Genomic DNA, 19,158 nt, shown 5'->3' on the forward strand with positions numbered 1-19,158 from the left:
GCACCACACTCGGTAACCGTAAAAGTAGATAAGACAGCACCAGTAACTACAGATAACGCACCAACCGAATGGGTAAACAACGAGGTAACGGTAAACTTAAGCGCTAGCGATAGCGGTTCAGGAGTAGCAGCTACCCACTACCAGGTAGATAGTGGAGTTCAACAGGCAGGGAATACTGTTGCTCTGACGACAGAAGGTGTTCATACGCTTGTTTACTGGAGTGTAGACGGAGCAGGAAATGTAGAAGCACCACACTCGGTAACCGTAAAAGTAGATAAGACAGCACCAGTAACTACAGATAACGCACCAACCGAATGGGTAAACAACGAGGTAACGGTAAACTTAAGCGCTAGCGATAGCGGTTCAGGAGTAGCAGCTACCCACTACCAGGTAGATAGTGGAGTTCAACAGGCAGGGAATACTGTTGCTCTGACGACAGAAGGTGTTCATACGCTTGTTTACTGGAGTGTAGACGGAGCAGGAAATGTAGAAGCACCACACTCGGTAACCGTAAAAGTAGATAAGACAGCACCAGTTACCAATACATCATCTAGTGATGTGAATGGTCAAAATGGTTGGTACGTAACAGATCCAACAATAACTCTTTCTTCAAGCGATAATTTATCAGGTGTTGCGCAGACGTTGTTCCGTCTTAACGGAGGCCAGTGGACAAATTATACGAAGCCAATTACGATTTCTACGGAAGGCATTCATACACTTGAATACAAGAGTGCTGATAAAGTCGGAAATTGGGAAGCTGTAAAATCTTTGATAATTAAGCTTGATAAAACATTACCTAATCTAAATATTGTTTTAGATAAGACAACATTGTGGCCGCCAAATCATCAACTTATAACAATTAATGCTGCGATTACAACAAATGATGGCATCTCCCAAACCAATCAGGTAATTCTAACTTCAATTACAAGTAATGAGCCGGATAATGGACTTGGGGATGGGGATGAGCAGAATGATATTCAAGATGCTCAGTATGGTACAGCAGATACTTCGTTTAAGCTTCGTGCGGAAAGATCAGGAAAAGGTAGCGGACGTGTATATACAATTACATATACCGTTATGGATAAAGCAGGGAACAAGGCATCTAAGTCGGTAACTGTAACAGTAGCTCATGATCAATCCAAAAAGTAAACAGTAGCTTTACAATAAAAGAGGGTGTCCCAAAAGCCATGAATTGGCTGGGGCACCCTCTTATAATTTTTCAATCGCAGTAAATCAACTACAAAAATGATTAAGCTTGGACAGTCCATGACTATTCCACTTCGATCGCTTTTACGGTTTCGCCCTCAATTAATACGGGCTGGTAGTAGGTATTGGTGGGCAAGTCTTTTTTGCCTTGTAAATTCTTAATGACCCAGTCCGCTGCGTCGCGTCCCATTTGTTCTTGGGGGTGGGTCAGCGTCGTTAGTTTGATATTCGCGTTTTTGGCGATATATGAATTGTCCTGGCCAATGATGGATAGCTCGTCTGGAATGGAGATACCCAGTTTTCTGCAGACATGTACGACTTCCAAGCCTACCTCGTCGTTGTAACACACAAGCGCAGTCAAGTCATCCCGATTGTCGTTCAGATACACTTCCAAGTTAGCGGACAGGTCCGACTTCGTCGCCGTATCGAAAGAAAGCACATGCTCTTGCTGGAACCGTAATTTGGCTTCACCAAGAGCCTTGATAAATCCCTTCATTCTATACTTCCCTTGCAAATCATCCATTTTCGCGATGATGCCGATCTGGGTATGTCCTTTGGCAATCAGCTCCCGAGTTGCTAGATAGCTGGACTGCACGTCATCCAGACAGAAGAAAGGAACTTCCAACTCTTCATAATAGGCATTGATCATCGTGAACGGAACCTCCTGCTCCTTAAAAGACAGGTAGTAAGCGATATTGGGGTTGTATACATTGCTTCTGGTAGGTTCTATAATCAGTCCATCCACGCCGAAGGACAGCATCATTTCTAACGCCTTTTTTTCCTGGGAGATATCGTTATTTGTACTGGCTAACAGCAAGGAATAGTTATCTTCATTTAATCGGCTTTCAATGCCGCGGATAATGGAGGGAAAGATGTAATCCGAGATATAGGTTGTGATGACGCCAATCGTTTTATTCATGGCTTTCCCACCCGTTCTGGACCGGTATTGGGTGCTGACGTACGTGCCGGATCCTTTCTCGCTTCTTAGGAAACCCTCGTTCGATAACTCCAGAATAGCCTTTCTAACCGTCTGCCGGCTAACGTTGTAGTCCTCCTGCAAAGCGAATTCCGAAGGGATTTTCTCGCCTGCTTTGTACGTTCCCGAGAGGATATAACTTTTAATCTCATCTATGATGATCTGGTACTTTGGCTTCATGAAATCCACTTCTTTCATCGTTGTTCAATAAGTTGTACGTACACATTCTAACATGAATTGCATGAAATGCAAATGCAGTCATATTTGTTTATGATCTCAATGGTACAAGTTCTATACTTATCCTTAGGAAGACGCTATGGTGAGACGAATAGGGGTGGTATTGCAGCTTATGTTAGTATAACTATTAGACTATATTGACAAATGTACGTACAGAAAATATACTAAAGCTGTCAGTAAGAGAAAGCGCCTTCTTTCGATCGAAATCGTCCGTTTGTCTCATCGAGTGACCGGTTCGATCGGAATCAGGCTATTATACGATTCGCAATCGTTTGGGTTTAAGCCACGAACAGAGAGGGGAGATACGTGATTATGAATCATGTAGACTTGAAAGAAGCGATAACCAAGGGTGAAACTTCGCTAGGTATCGAATTCGGATCTACGCGGATCAAAGCGGTGTTGATCGATCGTCGTTTCGAGACCATCGCATCGGGAAGCTATGAGTGGGAAAATCTATTGAAAGACGGATATTGGACGTACAACCAGGAGGATATTATTAAAGGCCTCCAAACCGCTTATCGTGAAATGAAGCAGGAAGTGGAACGGAATTACGGGGTCACCCTCCGGGCCGTGGGTTCGATCGGGTTTTCCGCAATGATGCACGGTTATATGGCATTCGACAGCACGGGTGAGCTGCTGGTGCCGTTTCGGACTTGGCGCAACGCAACAACAGGTGCGGCAGCTAGGGAACTAACGGAATTATTCCAATTCAATATCCCCGAGCGCTGGAGTATCGCACATTTGTACCAAGCAATATTAAACCAAGAGGACCATGTACCTCGCATTGATTTCGTAACGACGTTGGCGGGATACATCCACTGGCTGCTGACGGGTAATAAAGTGATCGGCATTGGGGATGCTTCCGGTATCTTCCCCATTGATGAATCAACCCATAATTACCATCCATCGATGGTCAAGCAATTCGATGAACGAATCGCAGCCAAAGGCTATCGGTGGAAGCTTGAAGATCTTCTTCCCAAAGTGTATCTCTCCGGCGAGCAAGCTGGCGAACTAACGGGGGCGGGAGCCGACATTCTGGACCCGGCCGGGGATCTACAGCCGGGTATTCCGCTATGTCCTCCGGAAGGCGATGCCGGTACAGGCATGGTTGCGACGAATAGCGTCAGGAAGCGTACAGGTAACATTTCTGTGGGCACTTCCGTTTTTGCGATGATTGTATTGGAGAAAGAATTATCCAAGGTTTATCCGGAGATCGATATGGTCACGACGCCGAACGGCAGCCCGGTCGGCATGGTGCATGCCAACAACTGCTCCAGCGATCTCAACGCCTGGATGGGATTGTTCCGTGAATTCTCCGAAGCCATGGGATACGGCGTAGATTCCGGCAAATTGTTCAGCGTGTTGTTGAATAAGGCATTGGAAGCCGACCCGGATGGCGGAGGTTTGCTTAGCTACGGTTATCTCTCGGGCGAGAATATTACGGGAATCGACAAAGGCAGGCCGTTGTTCGTTCGCTCGCCAGAAAGCAACTTTAATCTGGCTAATTTCATGCGAACGCACTTATTCACTGCTTTCGGAGCATTAAAGCTTGGAATGGATATTTTGACCGAAAACGAACATGTGACCATTGATAGCATATTGGCTCATGGCGGCCTATTCAAGACTCCTGTCGTCGGACAAAAAATCTTAGCGGGCGCGCTGAACGTACCGATCTCGGTCATGTCCACGGCCGGCGAAGGCGGGGCATGGGGCATGGCGCTTCTGGCTTCATATTTGATCAACAAGGATCAAGAAGAGAGTCTGGATAACTTCCTCGAGCAGAAGGTCTTTAAAGATGTCGAAGGACAGGAGATTGCTCCGGATGCAACGGATGTACGAGGGTTCCAAGCCTTCATCAAACGATACCAAGCGGGGTTGACCATCGAACAGGCCGCAGTAGACCATCTGCTAGAGAACGGGAGGGACTAACGTTGTTAGAACAACTGAAAGAAGAGGTATATCAAGCGAATCTGGATTTGCCAAAGCACGGACTCGTAAAATTTACTTGGGGCAATGCGAGCGCCATCGATCGGGAAAGCGGCCTGTTCGTGATCAAACCGAGCGGAGTCAGCTATGAAAAGATGAAACCGAGCGACATGGTCGTTGTGGATCTCGACGGTAATGTGGTCGAGGGAGAGCTGAGACCTTCGTCCGATACCGCGACTCACGCCGTGTTGTACAAACACTATCCGCAAATCGGCGGCATCGTGCATACCCACTCGACCTGGGCAACCATTTGGGCGCAAGCGGGACTGGATGTACCCGTTATGGGAACGACGCATGCGGATACCTTCTATGGCACCGTGCCTTGCGCCCGTTTCTTGAATCAAGAGGAGATTGACCGGGGGTACGAAGCGGAGACGGGCCATGTCATCATCGAAACGTTCGAGGAGCGCGGACTGGATGTCATGGCAGTTCCGGCCGTCCTGCTTCAGGGACATGCGCCATTCACTTGGGGGAAAGACGCGAAATCGGCAGTCGTGAACAGCGTCGTGCTGGAGGAAGTTTGTAAGATGAATTTGTACGCGCGGCAATTGAATCATTTTGCAAAAGAACTGCCTCAAGGCATTCTGGATAAGCACTATCTTCGGAAACACGGGAAAGATGCCTACTACGGGCAGAAGTAATTGCCATACCCATTATTAAATACAGAAAAGAGGATGATTAATATGTCAATAACAGCAGCTAAACAGTTTTGGTTCGTCGTAGGTTCGCAACATCTGTACGGGGAAGAAGCGCTGGCTGAAGTTAAAGCTCACGCGCAGACGATGACGGATGCCTTGAATAATAGCGGTGTGCTCCCGTATCCGCTTGTTTTGCAGGACCTGGCAGTAACCGCGGATAAAATTACAAGCCTCATGAAAGAGGTCAACTATCGCGATGAAGTGGCGGGTGTTATCACATGGATGCATACGTTCTCGCCTGCAAAAATGTGGATTCGCGGTACAAAACTGCTGCAGAAGCCGCTGCTTCACTTGGCAACTCAGTTCAATGAAAGCATTCCTTGGGCAACGATTGACATGGACTTCATGAACCTGAACCAAGCCGCTCACGGCGATCGCGAATACGGCTTCATTAATGCCCGTCTGAAGAAACAAAATAAAATCGTCGTAGGCTACTGGGAACGTGCGGAAGTGCAGCAGCAGATTGCGGACTGGATGGACGTAGCGGTTGCCTATAACGAAAGCTTCAACATCAAAGTCGCCCGTTTCGGCGACAACATGCGCAACGTTGGCGTAACGGATGGGGACAAGGTCGAGGCCCAAATTCAATTCGGATGGACCGTGGACTACTACGGCATCGGCGACCTCGTGCAATACGTGAATGCCGTTACAGAGCAAGAAATTGATGATCTGATGGGTCAGTATGCGGAGCTCTACGAATTCGATTACGGCACGAACAGTAAAGAAGCCTGGGAAGCGAGCGTCAGAATCCAAGCGAGCTATGAAATTGCCATCAAACGTTTCTTGGATGAGAAAGGTTATAATGCCTTCACGACGAACTTCGAAGATTTGCATGGAATGAAACAGCTTCCTGGTCTTGCTGTTCAACGTCTGATGGCGCAGGGCTACGGCTTTGCCGGCGAGGGCGACTGGAAGACGGCCGCGCTCGATCGCTTGCTGAAAGTGATGAGCCGCAATCAAAACACAGGCTTTATGGAGGATTACACTTACGAGATGGCGACTGGTCAGGAAGCGATCCTGCAATCCCATATGCTCGAGGTAGATCCGAGCTTGGCAAGCAACAAACCGACAATCATTGTTTCCCCACTCGGAATCGGCGATCGTGAAGATCCGGCGCGTCTGGTATTCGACGGCAAAGCTGGCGAAGGCGTCGTCGTATCCATGGCGGACTTCGGCACTCATTATAAATTGCTGATCAACGAGGTTTCCGCATTCGAGCCGACGGTTCCGGCTCCTAACCTTCCTGTCGCTCGCGTCCTGTGGACGGTGAAGCCGAACTTTCAGGATGGAGTGAAAGCTTGGATCGAGAATGGCGGCGGCCATCATACCGTCGTTTCCTTGAACCTGACGACAGACCAAATCGTGACCTACGCCAAGCTGGTTAACTTGGAATACGTTGTTATTAAGTAAACCTTACTCGAGGCAACCGCTTCCTTGAGCAAAATGTAAAAACCGTTTCTTTCCGTAAATAGGTCATTCTATTTACTAAGAAACGGTTTTTTTGTTTTTCAGAATACCTAACCTCATAAGTGAGATCAGATAAGTCATTAGCGCAAATGGTTTGCGAGTTCATAAAAGAGAGGCCGTTCAATTTTGTTCTATTTCGCTTTATAAATGTTACGGAGAACTGTACGCAGCCCAGCAATATTCAAAATCATCGACACAAATTCGTTAGTTAATATTTTCTCTTGAATCATTTTTGATATAATATTTGGTAGATAAGAGGATTAGTTTTTAATAAACTGTGGAATCCTATTGGTAGGAAAATAAAGAGAGAAAAGAGGAATGGAAATGTCTTATATCGTTGATTTTAAAGATGTGTCTACGGTTGGATTAGAGTCTTCACCTGTAGTAGAAGCGCTTGCTGGTTTACGTGCTAATGAAGCCCGTTACTTTATGAACAAATACAAGCATGAATTTACGGTTGTACCAGCTAGCGAAAGTCAAGAGAGCCTTGATTATGTGAACCGAATTTTGAAAGAAGAACGTGATATTGCGTTTGCGGCCAAACCTTTAGAAACGTCGCAATTTCAAGTGGAAAATATCAAATTTACCTATGTTTTTTATGAGGACGGGCTTGCGCTCAATGTCATGTATACGGTGGATGACCCTAAGAAGCGGGCCGTTGGTTTTAAGCTTTCTGAGGGGATGGAGGTACCAAAGGAGTTAGAAGAGAAGTTTAAGTTTGCCAGGCAGAAGTCTAAACTAGCCGGAACAATTCGGGGCTCGTTTTTTGTAATTAAAGGAGAATATTAGAGTAAGGAAAAGCGCAAGTGGAGGAATCCAGCCATATTATCCAATTGTTTTATCTGATTACTATGAAAATTCCCACTCAATTTTTTAGCGCCAAAGAGTTGGTCCACGCAATGGGAGGGCTGATCAAAGTCAACTCGACCCGGGTTCGTAACTGAAGCCGAAAAAATGTTAAAAGCTACTGACATACTGTTGTCAGTAGCTTTTTGTATAGTGAGATTATAAATAATAAAGGAGTTGTTTGAGGGATATGAACACTACCGAAGCCTTACAGCAGTTTGAAGAAATTGCGAATCAGTATATTCTTGAATTGAATGACATCAGCATGGAGCAGTTGAAGCGTCAACCAAGTGAGGACGAGTGGTCGCTTGGACAAATGTACCAGCATTTGATCAACTCAGCTCTTAATATGCAACTTCGAAATATTGAGCATTGTATGACGCAAACGGAGGATTCCAAGGTCTCTTCGGAGGAAATAACAAGAGAGGGTGCAGCGGTATTTGAACAAGGAAGTTTTCCGCCGCTACGTATTCAAGTTCCGCCCTCCCCACAATATACGCCGAAACAACCAGATAGCAAAGAGCAGCTAATTCAAGGATTGAACACGGTCCTACAACGAATGAAAGAAATCGAGCCGATGCTAGATAAGGTATCTAAGCAGGATACAGTCTCTCATCCGAGGTTCGGTGCCTTGCATGCGAAAGAATGGTTTCTACTTATCGAAATGCACTATCGTCACCATCTACTCCAAAGGGACCGTTTGAAACAGTGGTTAGTAAGTAATGTAAGCATATAAAAAAGGGGATGGGACTATGCCCATAGATACTGCAAACGGACAAAGCCGCTATTGGATCGGCGTTGTATCTGCTACACATGTGAAGCGGGGTGTGGAAGGCGGATTCGCCCAGCTCTGCCACGGAAAGTCAGCACCTTTAAGGCGGATGCGCCCTGGCGATTGGCTGATCTACTACTCTCCGCGAGTCGATATGGCGAAAGGGGAGGCACTCCAAGCATTTACTGCCATTGGGCAGGTTGCAGATGAAAGAGTCTATGAATATCAGATGTCTGAAGATTTTGTGCCATTCCGTCGGAATATTGACTATTCTCTGTGTCGAGAAGTGAAGATTGCAGATCTTTTGGACCAGCTTAGCTTCACGCGAGGGAACCAAAATTGGGGATATGCCTTCCGTTACGGTCATTTCCAGATTGAAAGGGAGGATTTTAAGACGATTGCTGAGGCAATGCTGGGTTCAGAACAACGGTTTGTCGAAATGAAAGAATCTATATTGTAATCAGGAAGGTGAAAGTATTCAACTCGTGCATTGGAGAAAATAACAGGAATACAAAAGGTGACCTTCATATTCCTGCTAGGAAGTAAATTTAATTTTGGATGGTTTCGGTTCGAGAAGTAAGGGAGGTATACCGCGGCAGCAATGGTCACAATTCGTCTTTCAATATACAAATTTGCGCTGCGCCCAATAGCTGAATGTGAATAAGAAGGCTTCCGTCATAAGCTTGGCAGCGACGAGCGGTATGCCGATGGTTTCATGGAAAAGGTGCATGATACCGTAATTCAACAACACGATAACGAGAACGAGAGAGAAGTACCGGGGCAACGATTTGCGGATCGCTGCTCCGTTTTTTTGGGCAAAGACAAATTTCCTATTCATCGAGTAATTGAATATGGAACTACATAAGCGTGATCCAATGACGGCTATGAACAAATTCGATGTCATCCATTGCAGCATGAGCAGCAACACGAAATCCAAGATCGCAGCGAATCCCGAAGACGCACAGAATTTGAAGAAAGGAAAATAGACTCTGGCGGAATCGGCGATCGGACGGAAGTGCGAAGATTTATTGTCGTCCAAATAGATGGTGTCGATCGGCACCTCTACCAAGTCGTATCCGACATTCGGGGCCTCGAGAAGCATATTCATTTCATATTCAAAGCGATCGCCTGGAATTTGGCATAGCCAATCCAGCATATCGGTAGAATAGCCCCGCAGGCCAGTTTGCGTATCTTGTATGGGCTTACCCGTCGCAAAAGCGTACACCATCCGCGTAGCCGAATTCCCGATGCGGCTGCGTAAGGGAACCTTGCCCGAGAATTGTCTGCTACCCAGGACGATATGATTACGATGCTCGCGAACAGCTTCCGTTAGCTTCAGAATATCTCCTGGCAGATGCTGTCCGTCACTGTCGGCGCAGACGACTCCGTCTCTTCCGCCGTGTTGTCTTACATAGTCGAAGCCTGTTTTCAATGCGCTTCCTTTGCCTTGGTTGGTCTGGTGAGTCAGCACGGTACACCCTGCTTTCCTCGCTGAATCGAAAATACCTCGGTAGTCTTCACCGCTGCCATCGTCAACGACAAGGATTGAAGCGTCGCTAACTTCTTTTAAATTATGAATAAGCGTGATTAACCGTTCGTCCGGCTCGTAGGAGGGGATGAGAATGGTCATGATAATCAGTCCTCCTTATTAGGATTTAGGAATATAGATAATGTCACTTACGCCTCGTTCATTGCCTTTGCCAAGCGGATTATTCACGACTCTGCCCATGAAATACATCGTGGACGAGCCGCCGCCATCGAGATTATAAGCCTCGGTAGCGCCGAGCTCATGGAATAGATTCGCGAACTCGGTTAACGTCATGCCTCGGCTATAATTGGTTTGCCGTCCGTCGACCACGACAAACAGAAAGTGATTCGGCGAGATCATCCCAATGCCAGTACGCGGATTGGCATCTTGAATCGAGCGGTTGCCGAAGTTTTTGTCGATTTCCACGCTACTGAAATCGCCGGCTACCTCGCCGTTTTTCACGAGGGTTGGACCGAAGGAAAAGGTGTTGGTTGTTCCGTTAGCGAGCAAAGCGTCCGAAGAAATCTCCTCTTCGTTATAAGCTTGCAAGGTGCCGTTCTCGAGGAGGGCTAAGCCGTCACGCGCCGGTTCGTCGCGGTAAATGGTTCCGCCCCGGATGATGACGCCGTCGTTACGAAAGCCGTAGTAATCGCCGTTAATCGCGAAGACTGCGTTGTTGTTGGCCGCGATCGTTGACGTGTTTTCGATGATATTTGTGCCGAAGGCATTTTTAGCGAATGCTGTAAGCAGGTTTGTTGTCTTGTTGAAAGTTACATCAGCCACGAAATAGGTGATTGTATCCGAGCCGGATCCGCTTTGCACCTTTTTGATATGAATCGTTTCGTTGGCATCCTGATAATTCCAGTCATCCGCTTGCTCTTGCGCCGCTACTTGTTTCACGGGCTCCTCTTGTGTTGCGACGTTGTTCGGGGTGACGACGACCTCAACGTGCTCGATCAAATAACGATTGGCGAGCCAATATAGGATCGAAGCGATGATAAATAGAAATACAACTATAATGGTGATAATTTTGGTTTTTTTTCGTAGACGGAAAATGATGATCACTCCTTCGTATGCTGGTTCATGAATTCATCTTAGAGCGGCAACCTTTAATGAATCTTAAATACCCGTAGCATCGACTACGCATACTGCAGAAGGCGGGTTGTCGATAACAGAAAGAGGAGGATTCCAATAGCGGATCCTCCTTCGTTGGCCTAAGTTATCAATAAAGTTTAAAGTGTAAATTCTAACGTTCAAACGATAAAGTTTAAATTTTAAAGTTTAAACTTTGAACGCTAAACTTTATTGCCTCCAGCAAATCAAATTTGTTAAAAATTCCTAGTAACCCACCCAAATCTCTCCACTAATTCGAATCTATTATACTATCTCAATAAGGTTGGGAGAGGAAATAGACATGGCCAAACAGGATATTCTTACCACAACCATTCAATTGTCCATCGATAACGGCAGCAGTCATATTAAAGGTATATATGACGATTTGAACAACAGCTTTATTTTCCCTAATGTTGTCGCACAACCGTTTGGGGAGCGCTTTTTATTGATGGAACAAGGAGATCCCTTGGATTTCTTAGATGTTCAGATCACATCGCCAGCGATTGATACGGAGCAATACCGTCATGTCTACGTAGGAAACTTGGCTATCGGAGACGAAGGGATCGTTCATGAAATTGTAGGAGATAAAGCCGTACAAAAGAAGGCGCAGAGACCCGAAACGATGGTTACCCTCCTTACGGCTACGGCATATGCCATTGCCATGAAGCATGGGGATGCTATTAAACGCGGTAAGAATCGTATTAAGGCCAAGGTGCATTTAGGAACAGGACTGCCAATAAGAGAGATCACGAAATTCAGCGAAGAATTTGCACAAAAAATAACAGGAGGCGTTCATTCCATCACTTTCATTACGACGCCGGTATTTAAAGGCGTAACGGTAGAAATGGAGTTTACGCTGCCATCGGATATTAGCATTGATGATGTGTCGGGTGTTTATGACATGGAGGCGACTTCCAAGTCACAGTTGTCACATAAAGGCTTTGGTATAGCGGATGTTGGCGGTGTCGATATGGATATCGCGTTTTTTAGACCGGGACTTGATCTGGATCAACGGCATTCTACGGGTGCCAAAATTTATTTAAACGATGCCTTGGAAAGCATACGGAATGAGATCAACGCTCAAGGTGAGGAGTTAATCTCAAGCACGGCGGAACTGACACTCATGCTCGTCAACAAGGAATATGAAATTTATGCAGAGGGTAAGGTTGCTTTCGACATGACGAACCTTGTCAACCGGCACATGCGCATCCTAGCGGAAAAGGTGCTAAAATACGCCCGTAACTCCTGGAAGCATGTTCGTTATGCCAATGAATTTTGGTTTATCGGTGGCGGGGCGATCGTACTTCAACCTTGGATCGAGAAATTAAATGCCGAATTAGGCTTGCCGATCCGTTTCGATCATTCCGAGTTCAGCCAATTCCGCAATGCGCGCGGGACCTTCTTTCTGTTAGAGCACGCCCTGAAACGTACGCATGATGAAGCAGCGGCAACCATTGAATCCGAGAGAGGATCTGAGGGTGGGAGCGGGAGCGGATCGGATTGAAGAAACGGAGATCGACTGTTTTGGTGAGTCCAGGTAAGGATGTGACCCTATATATCCCGACGGAAACACCGCCAGAGGTCATTGCGTATATGAACCAGTTGAAAGCGGAAGGTATGTTTAGTCATGGTATTATGGATATTTTGACAAAGCATATCCTCTATGAGCAATCCATTGCCATGCGGGTTAATGAAGACGATCTAAATCATGTCATCGGATCAAGCGTAGATGATGATAATTTCTTCACAGAACCTATAGAAGCCCAGGAATCTATGGATGATCCGGTTACTAACAGCCAGAAGAACTTCAGTTTGGAAGACATATTTCGTCAAGCTGGTCGGAATGCCGGTAAGCTTTTGTAAGATATAACTAGGTTGGGTGAACTCCGATCATTATGAAAAGGGGGACATCGATATGTCTAACGGACAAGCAAACGAGGGTGCGCGTAATTTTACACTTTCGGATGATATTTTTCGTACACCAGGATTAGATTTAAGTTCTCAAATGGTCTACATTATTTTGAAAAGCTTTAGCTCTGAGTCTAATTTCCCTGAGTTATCAGAGATTGCCAAACTTGGCCGAATGACGGACAAGCAGACGATGAAGGCATTGCAAGACCTCGTAGAACTGAGAATTCTTCCGCATAAATTGTTTCGTCGGATGGTTGGTGACTTCCAAGATGACCGCCTCTCCTGGGCGGCAAAGGGGTTACTCGTCTTTTGCAAAGAGAACCCGCATATTCATTTGCAAGACCTGCTGGAATTAACGAGCCAATCAGGCGAGGACGAACATAGCATTCGAAATTCACTCCAAGAGTTGAGCCAATACGGCTACCTGGATGAATACCCTGAATGGCAACAAATAGCTAACTGAGGTCCATGATACTTCGTAAAAGGCATCCGCTCACGGGTGCCTTTTACATTCTGACTAAACACACCGGAGCTAGAATGGTTTGGAGCCAATTGAGATACAATAACGCGTATGCCAAGGCAACGCGGCTGGCAACAACCACTAACGCTAAGAGGTGATCAAGTGAGCGGAAGAAATAACAAGCCAGACAATGATGGCCCAGCGGGTAAGCCGGGCAGGCTTGACCAGTATGGTGACAAGCTGGGTTCAAGCAATGAGGAAGAATTTAGTGCGGCTGCTCAGCAGGATTGCGAGGTTTCCTCGACGGAGGATTCCAACAAGTAGCCGAAACGCAATAAAAAGGGATATTGCAAGAACATAAAAGTAAGACCATTCATTGAACAGGATGGTTTTTTCATTTTACTTGCCGACAGCACCATAAGATCCAATTACGAAGGAGTTCATAATATTTTGTCGAATCATGTAGAAAAACGTTTTTTTTTGGAGACCTACATGATCCCAATTCAAGCTTCTAAACCCGCAGTACATAATTTACTAACCATGCCGGCGAATCGTTCGCAACGAAGATTTGTCTTTCTGATAGGTGCTATCGTTTGTTTCATTTCTTTGCTTACTATCCCTTATGGCCGAATGAAGTTATCGGAAATTCAAGCATATCAACCGGCAATTTTTTCGACGGTCATTTGTTTTGAGTGGATTACGGCCTATGTGTTGTACAGTCAATTTCGGATTAATCGGTCGCCTTCGGTGCTCGTGCTTGCTGCGGGGTATCTCTTCTCCGGGGGGATGAGTTTGGTGTATTTACTGACCTTCCCGGGTATATTTACCTCGTCCGGATTGTTGGATGCCGGCATGCAGACGGCGCCTTGGATTTATTTGTTCTGGCATACAGGGTTGCCCATAGCTATTTTCTTATATATGCGGGTTGAACATAAATGGAAAGATGTGCAGCTTAGCCCACAGATGGCTCGCAATGTATCCCTGCTGACATTGTCAGGAGTCGTTCTTCTAATTGGCGGGTTTACCTTGCTTGCAACCTATTTCCATGATCGAATGCCAGTCGTCATTCTAAATGGAAATCTCAAACCATTGTTCATCTATGGGCTTGGATTGCCAATTGTATTGTTTAGTTTGATTGCATTGGTCTTATTTTATAGGATGACGAGGGGAAGTACGGTGACTGCGGCTTGGCTGTGCGTCGCTCTTCTTGCGTCGTTGCTTGACGTTTTGCTTGTTCTTTGTGGCGGCAGCAGGTTCAGTATCGGCTGGTATTTGGCAAAATGGAACACGTTTGTATGCGCCAATGCCGTCTTGTTGGGTATGATTTATGAATTCAGCAAAATGTATCTGAGCATGACGGAACTGTACCGTAAAGTGACCGAAAGCGAGAGCAAATATAAAGTTTTATTCGGAGAAAGCCAGTTGGCAGAACGGAAAATTTCCAAACAAAATGAGATTATAGAGCGCATGTTGGAATCAAGCCACGAGGCTATCGTGATGTGCGATGTCGAGGGACAGGTCGTTTTTACGAATCGGAGATTCGAGCAGTTATTTGAAATACCGCTACTGAACGGCCAGAAGCTAGCCGATTACTGTGTAAGCATGAAGGCTGCTCACGGAACGTTGGCTGACATTATTGAAGGTTATTTCGATGGGCAGCTGGAACCTTTTCGCGAGCGAATTTCAATCGTTACGAGTGAAGAAAAGATCAGTTATTACGAATGCTATGTCAGTCCGCTTTCAGATGAAGCCGATGGGATGCTCCATGGTCATTTATTCGGTTTCCATAACCGGACGGAAGAGGTCCGTATGGCTTATTATGATGAATTGACCGGACTTCCTAATCGGAGATATCTAGGGGAGCGGCTCATGGAAGTAGGGGATCGCGCGAAAGACAGCATTGCAACGTTTTCCGTATTCTTTATGGATTTGGATGGATTTAAAAGGGTAAACGACACGCTAGGCCACGAGATGGGGGATCGGCTTTTACAGGAAGTTGCTCACATTCTTGAATCGAGTGTGGGAAACCGCGGCGTATGTGCTCGTTGGGCTGGCGATGAGTTTATCGTTTTGCTGGAGACGATTGAAAATAAGGAGCAGTTGAAAAAAATCGCTCAAAATATTATTCAAGCTATTCGAGAACTGCGCGAAGTAGATGGCATGGAGATCCATGTTACGGCGAGTATCGGTGTTGCCATCTATCCGAGTGACGGATCGGAAGGAAAAACCTTGCTGCAGCGTGCTGACCAAGCTATGTATGAAGCCAAAATCAGGGGCAAGAATAAATGCTGCTTTTTCTCGCCCGTTTCGGAAGTACAATAACCATTTTCTTTTTATCATTTTATGATGCGCCCGCGGCATCCGCGGTCACATTGAAGTTTGTTCCACCCTTGGGGAAGGCACAGTGATTACTTTGGTGGTGCCGAAGTGGCTATAGAGGTTTGAGGTGCCAAAAAAGCTTCATGACAGAATACTGTCATGAAGCTTTTTAACAATCTATCATGTTTTTCACAATGGTATTCATGATGATGACTAAATGAGGTTGATAATCAATCGTTACGCTGTCGAAGTTTGTCATTTTGCCGTCATTGAGGACTGATATGATCATGTTACGCTCTACGTTTTTTTCTTAAACCGAATTTCTCTAAGTAATAAGTCAATATAACAAACACGCTCATAATTCCAAAGTAAGTGAGAATAACCCCTAACGCATTCGGACTTTGAAAGCCATCCCTGTCAGGACCACCTTGTGGACGGCCAGTTGGTTGTTCCCCGTTATTGTCCTCCCTACTCAGACCCTCAGGTCGTGCCTTAAAACCAGCAGGGGGTGATCCTGTCTGACTCATTTGAAATACATTTCCTAAACTTTGGATTCTTGACGCAAAATCAGTCGCGTACATTTGATAGCCGCCAAATAATAAAATAAGAGCGGTTACTACTTTAGCAATAATACCAAGACTGACCTTCGATGATTGTATTCTGAGCATATTTTTCGTTACATTGACTACCCATTTCCAATGCAAACCGACATGAACACCAATCAAAATAAGAGTAAGAAATGACACGCTGATATGTGACATTTTAAACCAGGGGGTACTTCCGATTTGCATATTTGGAAAAACAACCTCTGAGATTAAGATGCCACTCACCACAATAAATGTCATCGAAATTAAGAGTAATAGGTTTAACAAATAACCAAATCGCGTCATGCCTGGAAGCTTGCGATCCAATAGTTTGGCAGTTACTTTGATCACCCATTGGATGTTTAACAAAATGTGAGTAATAAACGCCACCGAAATTGCGAGTCCTGCTATCTCGTGGAAAGTTAATCCTCCCAGTACCCTTTTATTGAAAAGCAATACGAAGGTTAGAGCCATAAGCATATCTAGAATAAATTTGACATAGGTAACTTTCTTCATTGTTCGTCCCTCTCCCATATAGTCTTGTGAATCAAGCATATAAGGTTAGGCTGAATTTTTGCTGAGGGCGAACTGAGTTTCTGCTTAATGCTTGGAAAACGTTAGGGTATGACAAAAATAGGAGAGAAAAGGTGAGGGCGCAATTATGAGCATTATCAAGGACTTTTTGCTGCAACTAGCGCTAATAGCCACGCTAATATTTGCCTATCAGATATTTATTGCGGAGAAGCCTGAACGAAATCATGATCACGCTAAAATCATACAAGCTGTATCATTGGGGCTAGCGATCCTATTATGTATGTCCTTTCCTGCTTATATTAGCGCCAATATCCGGTTGGATATTAGAATCGTTCCCCTCCTGTTAGGGACGCTATATGGCGGCTGGAGAACGGGTGTATTCTTATCGGCTGCGATCATCCTATACCGATTGTATATTGGGACGGATTTGGGATTATATACGACGATAATGACTCTTGTGATCAGTATGCCGGTTATTATTTTCTTTCAGAGGGTCTTCACCAAAGCAAAGAAGAATCGGAGGATACAAATTGCGCTGACCCTATCTATCTTCTATGGGCTTATGGGAATAACGATGGGGACTCTGATTAGAGGGTATTCTTTGAAAATACTTCAGGTTCAGTTCATATATATCCTGATTTCGGCAGCAGCGGTGCTGCTCTTCACATCGCTAAACGAAATGATTAAAGAAATGCTCTTAAAGAATCAAAAGCTGAAATCAGCTGCTAAGGATGCGGAAATCTCCTTTTTACGCTCCCAGATTAACCCTCATTTTCTATACAATGCGCTGAACTCTATTGCCTCGTTGTGTATCGACGAACCACAGAAGGCGGAAGAATTGACGCTAAATCTATCGCAATATTTGAAAAGTAGTTTTGACTTCAAACACCTGGAAGCATTAACCACCATAGATAATGAATTGGAATTAGTAAAAGCGTATCTCAACATCGAAAAGGCGCGTTTTGGTGCTAGATTGTGTGTGGAATACGAGATAGATGCTGATCTAGATGTGTGGATCCCCCCGCTGGTGCTCCAACCTTTGGTGGAAAACGCCATAAGACATGGCCTCATGTCCAATTTACGAGGTGGAACCGTTCGAATATCGGTGAAAAAGGAAGCCAACGCCATCGTCAGCTTTGTTGTTGAGGACAATGGCAGCGGTATGAGTGAACAGAAACGGGAAGAACTACTTCAGCCCCATGCCAAAAAGGAAAGATCAGGCATAGGGCTGTGGAACATAAGTAAACGGATCGAGCTCTTATATGGAAAGAGTATTGGTATTGAAAGCACAGAAGGTATGGGAACAAAGGTGTTCTTCGCCATTCCCGCAAGACCGATGAATCGGATAGGAGGTTAACGTATGCTGCGAGCCATTATCGTGGATGATGAAGAGTTATCGTTGAAACGGATGACTAGGTTACTAGCTGAGAGTGGCGAAATTGAAATATGTCACGCTTTTATGAACCCTATTGAGGCTTATGATTATGTGAAGGCCAACCCCATCGATATCGCATTTCTGGATATTTATATGCCTGAAATTAGTGGTATGAGGTTTGCTAGTCTGCTGCATGAGCATAATGCTTCCATCGATGTGGTCTTTGTAACTGGAAATGATCAATTTGCGGTTCAAGCCTTCGATTTAAGTGCGCTGGATTATCTGCTAAAGCCTGTAACGGCACAGCGAATAACGAAAACGTTTGACAAAATTAGAAAAAGACAACCGGGTGCCGCGATCGAACCTAGCATGTTAATGCTTGCGAGCCCTATTGTTTTACAAGAGGAGCGGTCTCCTCGGGTTATACTGACGGAGCAGGAGACGAGGATTCTACGATTGGTTAACGCTGGATTGACGAACAAGGAAATTGGCAATCACATGCACATCACGGCGGAGACGGTCAAATCACATGTAAAGAATTTGTACAGGAAACTGAATGTGAACAATCGGGTGCAGGCGCTGCATCGTGCCAATGAATTAAGGATACTAGTCTGAGAGATAAACCTCCTATACCAGGCTAATCACCAAAACCACAATGCGAATGAACTTCGTATTGTGGTTTTTTCTTGTAGACCTACTCTATTTTTACATTACCTGGCGTCAAAATCAGTAGTACCCTTCTCCCTTGCATAGTGAGCTTTTGAATATTTGGAAACCTGGACACTGCTTATTTTCAGTTCTGGATAAGGATCCTTTCTTCGCGACCGGACATTTAAATCCGCAGGAGGCTTTAACATCGTATACAAACCAAAGCCCGAAAACAAAAGTATGCAAACAATAAACATAAGAAGACCTCCTGTTCGTTGGAAAGTATTTCATCATAGTTGATGATATAGGAATATAGGATACCAGACATTTGACATGAATCGATATTTATACTGCATGTATATGTCACGCTAATCCTAACGATCTAGGGTATAGCCCTTATTTCTTGTTCTTAGCCATTATAATCCTCTCTTTGACTCAAAATGTGCTATTTCACTAGAACAGGCTATTTTATAGGTTCATACACTGATATTGCAAACA

At 45.2% G+C, this 19,158-nt stretch carries 18 protein-coding genes; 14 read left to right on the forward strand and 4 right to left on the reverse strand.

Annotated elements, in window-relative coordinates; all coding sequences use genetic code 11:
- The coding region (locus tag AC58P7_RS28790; RefSeq protein WP_497349171.1) for an OmpL47-type beta-barrel domain-containing protein at positions 1-1,149 on the forward strand (1,149 nt) is incomplete at its 5' end.
- A 121-nt stretch (positions 1,150-1,270) separates the two neighbouring features.
- Here AC58P7_RS28790 and AC58P7_RS28795 read toward each other — a convergent pair.
- Positions 1,271-2,362, reverse strand: coding sequence for a GntR family transcriptional regulator (locus tag AC58P7_RS28795; protein ID WP_497349275.1), 1,092 nt, complete (start codon positions 2,360-2,362; stop codon positions 1,271-1,273).
- Between the two features lie 369 nt (positions 2,363-2,731).
- On the opposite strand from AC58P7_RS28795, the gene AC58P7_RS28800 reads away from it, so the two are divergent.
- The 6 genes from AC58P7_RS28800 to AC58P7_RS28825 all read left to right on the forward strand — a co-directional run bounded on the left by AC58P7_RS28800 (position 2,732) and on the right by AC58P7_RS28825 (position 8,648).
- Positions 2,732-4,348: a xylulokinase gene (locus AC58P7_RS28800; protein WP_497349173.1), complete on the forward strand. Its 1,617-nt coding sequence runs from the start codon at positions 2,732-2,734 to the stop codon at positions 4,346-4,348.
- A gap of 2 nt (positions 4,349-4,350) precedes the next feature.
- Entirely contained in the window at positions 4,351-5,046 is a 696-nt protein-coding gene (locus AC58P7_RS28805; RefSeq protein ID WP_497349175.1) for an L-ribulose-5-phosphate 4-epimerase, read from the forward strand.
- 42 nt (positions 5,047-5,088) lie between these two features.
- Positions 5,089-6,513, forward strand: a complete 1,425-nt coding sequence (gene araA / locus AC58P7_RS28810) for an L-arabinose isomerase (RefSeq protein ID WP_497349177.1) — start codon at positions 5,089-5,091, stop codon at positions 6,511-6,513.
- A 381-nt stretch (positions 6,514-6,894) separates the two neighbouring features.
- A complete protein-coding gene (locus AC58P7_RS28815) occupies positions 6,895-7,359 on the forward strand; it encodes a DUF8821 family protein (protein ID WP_497349179.1) in 465 nt (154 codons plus the stop codon).
- A gap of 247 nt (positions 7,360-7,606) precedes the next feature.
- Positions 7,607-8,152, forward strand: coding sequence for a DinB family protein (locus AC58P7_RS28820; protein ID WP_497349181.1), 546 nt, complete (start codon positions 7,607-7,609; stop codon positions 8,150-8,152).
- 16 nt (positions 8,153-8,168) lie between these two features.
- Positions 8,169-8,648 (forward strand): EVE domain-containing protein, encoded by a 480-nt coding sequence (locus AC58P7_RS28825; protein WP_497349183.1) that lies wholly within the window; start codon positions 8,169-8,171, stop codon positions 8,646-8,648.
- Positions 8,649-8,807: 159 nt separating this feature from the next.
- Here the strand turns inward: AC58P7_RS28825 and AC58P7_RS28830 are convergent, their stop codons facing one another.
- Together AC58P7_RS28830 and AC58P7_RS28835 are read right to left on the reverse strand one after the other, a co-directional pair.
- On the reverse strand, positions 8,808-9,818 hold the full coding sequence (locus AC58P7_RS28830; protein ID WP_497349185.1) for a glycosyltransferase: 1,011 nt from the start codon (positions 9,816-9,818) through the stop codon (positions 8,808-8,810).
- A gap of 18 nt (positions 9,819-9,836) precedes the next feature.
- The gene (locus AC58P7_RS28835) at positions 9,837-10,781 is read right to left on the reverse strand and encodes a phosphodiester glycosidase family protein (RefSeq protein WP_497349187.1); all 945 of its coding nucleotides are present in this window, start codon (positions 10,779-10,781) and stop codon (positions 9,837-9,839) included.
- Between the two features lie 349 nt (positions 10,782-11,130).
- On the opposite strand from AC58P7_RS28835, the gene AC58P7_RS28840 reads away from it, so the two are divergent.
- The 5 genes from AC58P7_RS28840 (at position 11,131) to AC58P7_RS28860 (ending at position 15,522) form a co-directional block, all read left to right on the forward strand.
- Positions 11,131-12,333, forward strand: a complete 1,203-nt coding sequence (locus AC58P7_RS28840; protein WP_497349189.1) for an Alp7A family actin-like protein — start codon at positions 11,131-11,133, stop codon at positions 12,331-12,333.
- Positions 12,330-12,692, forward strand: coding sequence for a hypothetical protein (locus AC58P7_RS28845; RefSeq protein WP_497349191.1), 363 nt, complete (start codon positions 12,330-12,332; stop codon positions 12,690-12,692). Before AC58P7_RS28840 ends, AC58P7_RS28845 begins: the two co-directional genes overlap by 4 nt.
- A 52-nt stretch (positions 12,693-12,744) precedes the next feature.
- The gene (locus tag AC58P7_RS28850) at positions 12,745-13,203 is read left to right on the forward strand and encodes a hypothetical protein (protein ID WP_497349193.1); all 459 of its coding nucleotides are present in this window, start codon (positions 12,745-12,747) and stop codon (positions 13,201-13,203) included.
- A gap of 108 nt (positions 13,204-13,311) precedes the next feature.
- Positions 13,312-13,524, forward strand: coding sequence for a hypothetical protein (locus AC58P7_RS28855; RefSeq protein WP_497349195.1), 213 nt, complete (start codon positions 13,312-13,314; stop codon positions 13,522-13,524).
- A 168-nt stretch (positions 13,525-13,692) separates the two neighbouring features.
- Positions 13,693-15,522 (forward strand): diguanylate cyclase domain-containing protein, encoded by a 1,830-nt coding sequence (locus AC58P7_RS28860; protein ID WP_497349197.1) that lies wholly within the window; start codon positions 13,693-13,695, stop codon positions 15,520-15,522.
- A gap of 287 nt (positions 15,523-15,809) precedes the next feature.
- On the opposite strand, the gene AC58P7_RS28865 is transcribed toward AC58P7_RS28860, so the two are convergent.
- Positions 15,810-16,619 (reverse strand): DUF4405 domain-containing protein, encoded by an 810-nt coding sequence (locus AC58P7_RS28865; RefSeq protein WP_497349199.1) that lies wholly within the window; start codon positions 16,617-16,619, stop codon positions 15,810-15,812.
- A 145-nt stretch (positions 16,620-16,764) separates the two neighbouring features.
- On the opposite strand from AC58P7_RS28865, the gene AC58P7_RS28870 reads away from it, so the two are divergent.
- Together AC58P7_RS28870 and AC58P7_RS28875 are read left to right on the forward strand one after the other, a co-directional pair.
- Entirely contained in the window at positions 16,765-17,994 is a 1,230-nt protein-coding gene (locus AC58P7_RS28870) for a sensor histidine kinase (protein ID WP_497349201.1), read from the forward strand.
- A gap of 3 nt (positions 17,995-17,997) precedes the next feature.
- Positions 17,998-18,627, forward strand: a complete 630-nt coding sequence (locus AC58P7_RS28875) for a response regulator (RefSeq protein WP_497349203.1) — start codon at positions 17,998-18,000, stop codon at positions 18,625-18,627.
- Positions 18,628-19,158 lie beyond the last annotated feature (531 nt).

The sequence above is a fragment of the Paenibacillus sp. J22FR5 genome, from assembly GCF_059691975.1.

Bases quoted from the DNA above. Each gene is read 5' to 3' on its own strand.
- AC58P7_RS28795 (WP_497349275.1), bottom strand. From the start codon at position 2,362: ATGAAGCCAAAGTACCAGATCATCATAGATGAGATTAAAAGTTATATC.
- AC58P7_RS28800 (WP_497349173.1), top strand. From the start codon at position 2,732: ATGAATCATGTAGACTTGAAAGAAGCGATAACCAAGGGTGAAACTTCG.
- araA (WP_497349177.1), top strand. From the start codon at position 5,089: ATGTCAATAACAGCAGCTAAACAGTTTTGGTTCGTCGTAGGTTCGCAA.
- AC58P7_RS28815 (WP_497349179.1), top strand. From the start codon at position 6,895: ATGTCTTATATCGTTGATTTTAAAGATGTGTCTACGGTTGGATTAGAG.
- AC58P7_RS28820 (WP_497349181.1), top strand. From the start codon at position 7,607: ATGAACACTACCGAAGCCTTACAGCAGTTTGAAGAAATTGCGAATCAG.
- AC58P7_RS28825 (WP_497349183.1), top strand. From the start codon at position 8,169: ATGCCCATAGATACTGCAAACGGACAAAGCCGCTATTGGATCGGCGTT.
- AC58P7_RS28830 (WP_497349185.1), bottom strand. From the start codon at position 9,818: ATGACCATTCTCATCCCCTCCTACGAGCCGGACGAACGGTTAATCACG.
- AC58P7_RS28840 (WP_497349189.1), top strand. From the start codon at position 11,131: ATGGCCAAACAGGATATTCTTACCACAACCATTCAATTGTCCATCGAT.
- AC58P7_RS28850 (WP_497349193.1), top strand. From the start codon at position 12,745: ATGTCTAACGGACAAGCAAACGAGGGTGCGCGTAATTTTACACTTTCG.
- AC58P7_RS28855 (WP_497349195.1), top strand. From the start codon at position 13,312: ATGCCAAGGCAACGCGGCTGGCAACAACCACTAACGCTAAGAGGTGAT.
- AC58P7_RS28860 (WP_497349197.1), top strand. From the start codon at position 13,693: ATGATCCCAATTCAAGCTTCTAAACCCGCAGTACATAATTTACTAACC.
- AC58P7_RS28865 (WP_497349199.1), bottom strand. From the start codon at position 16,619: ATGAAGAAAGTTACCTATGTCAAATTTATTCTAGATATGCTTATGGCT.
- AC58P7_RS28870 (WP_497349201.1), top strand. From the start codon at position 16,765: ATGAGCATTATCAAGGACTTTTTGCTGCAACTAGCGCTAATAGCCACG.
- AC58P7_RS28875 (WP_497349203.1), top strand. From the start codon at position 17,998: ATGCTGCGAGCCATTATCGTGGATGATGAAGAGTTATCGTTGAAACGG.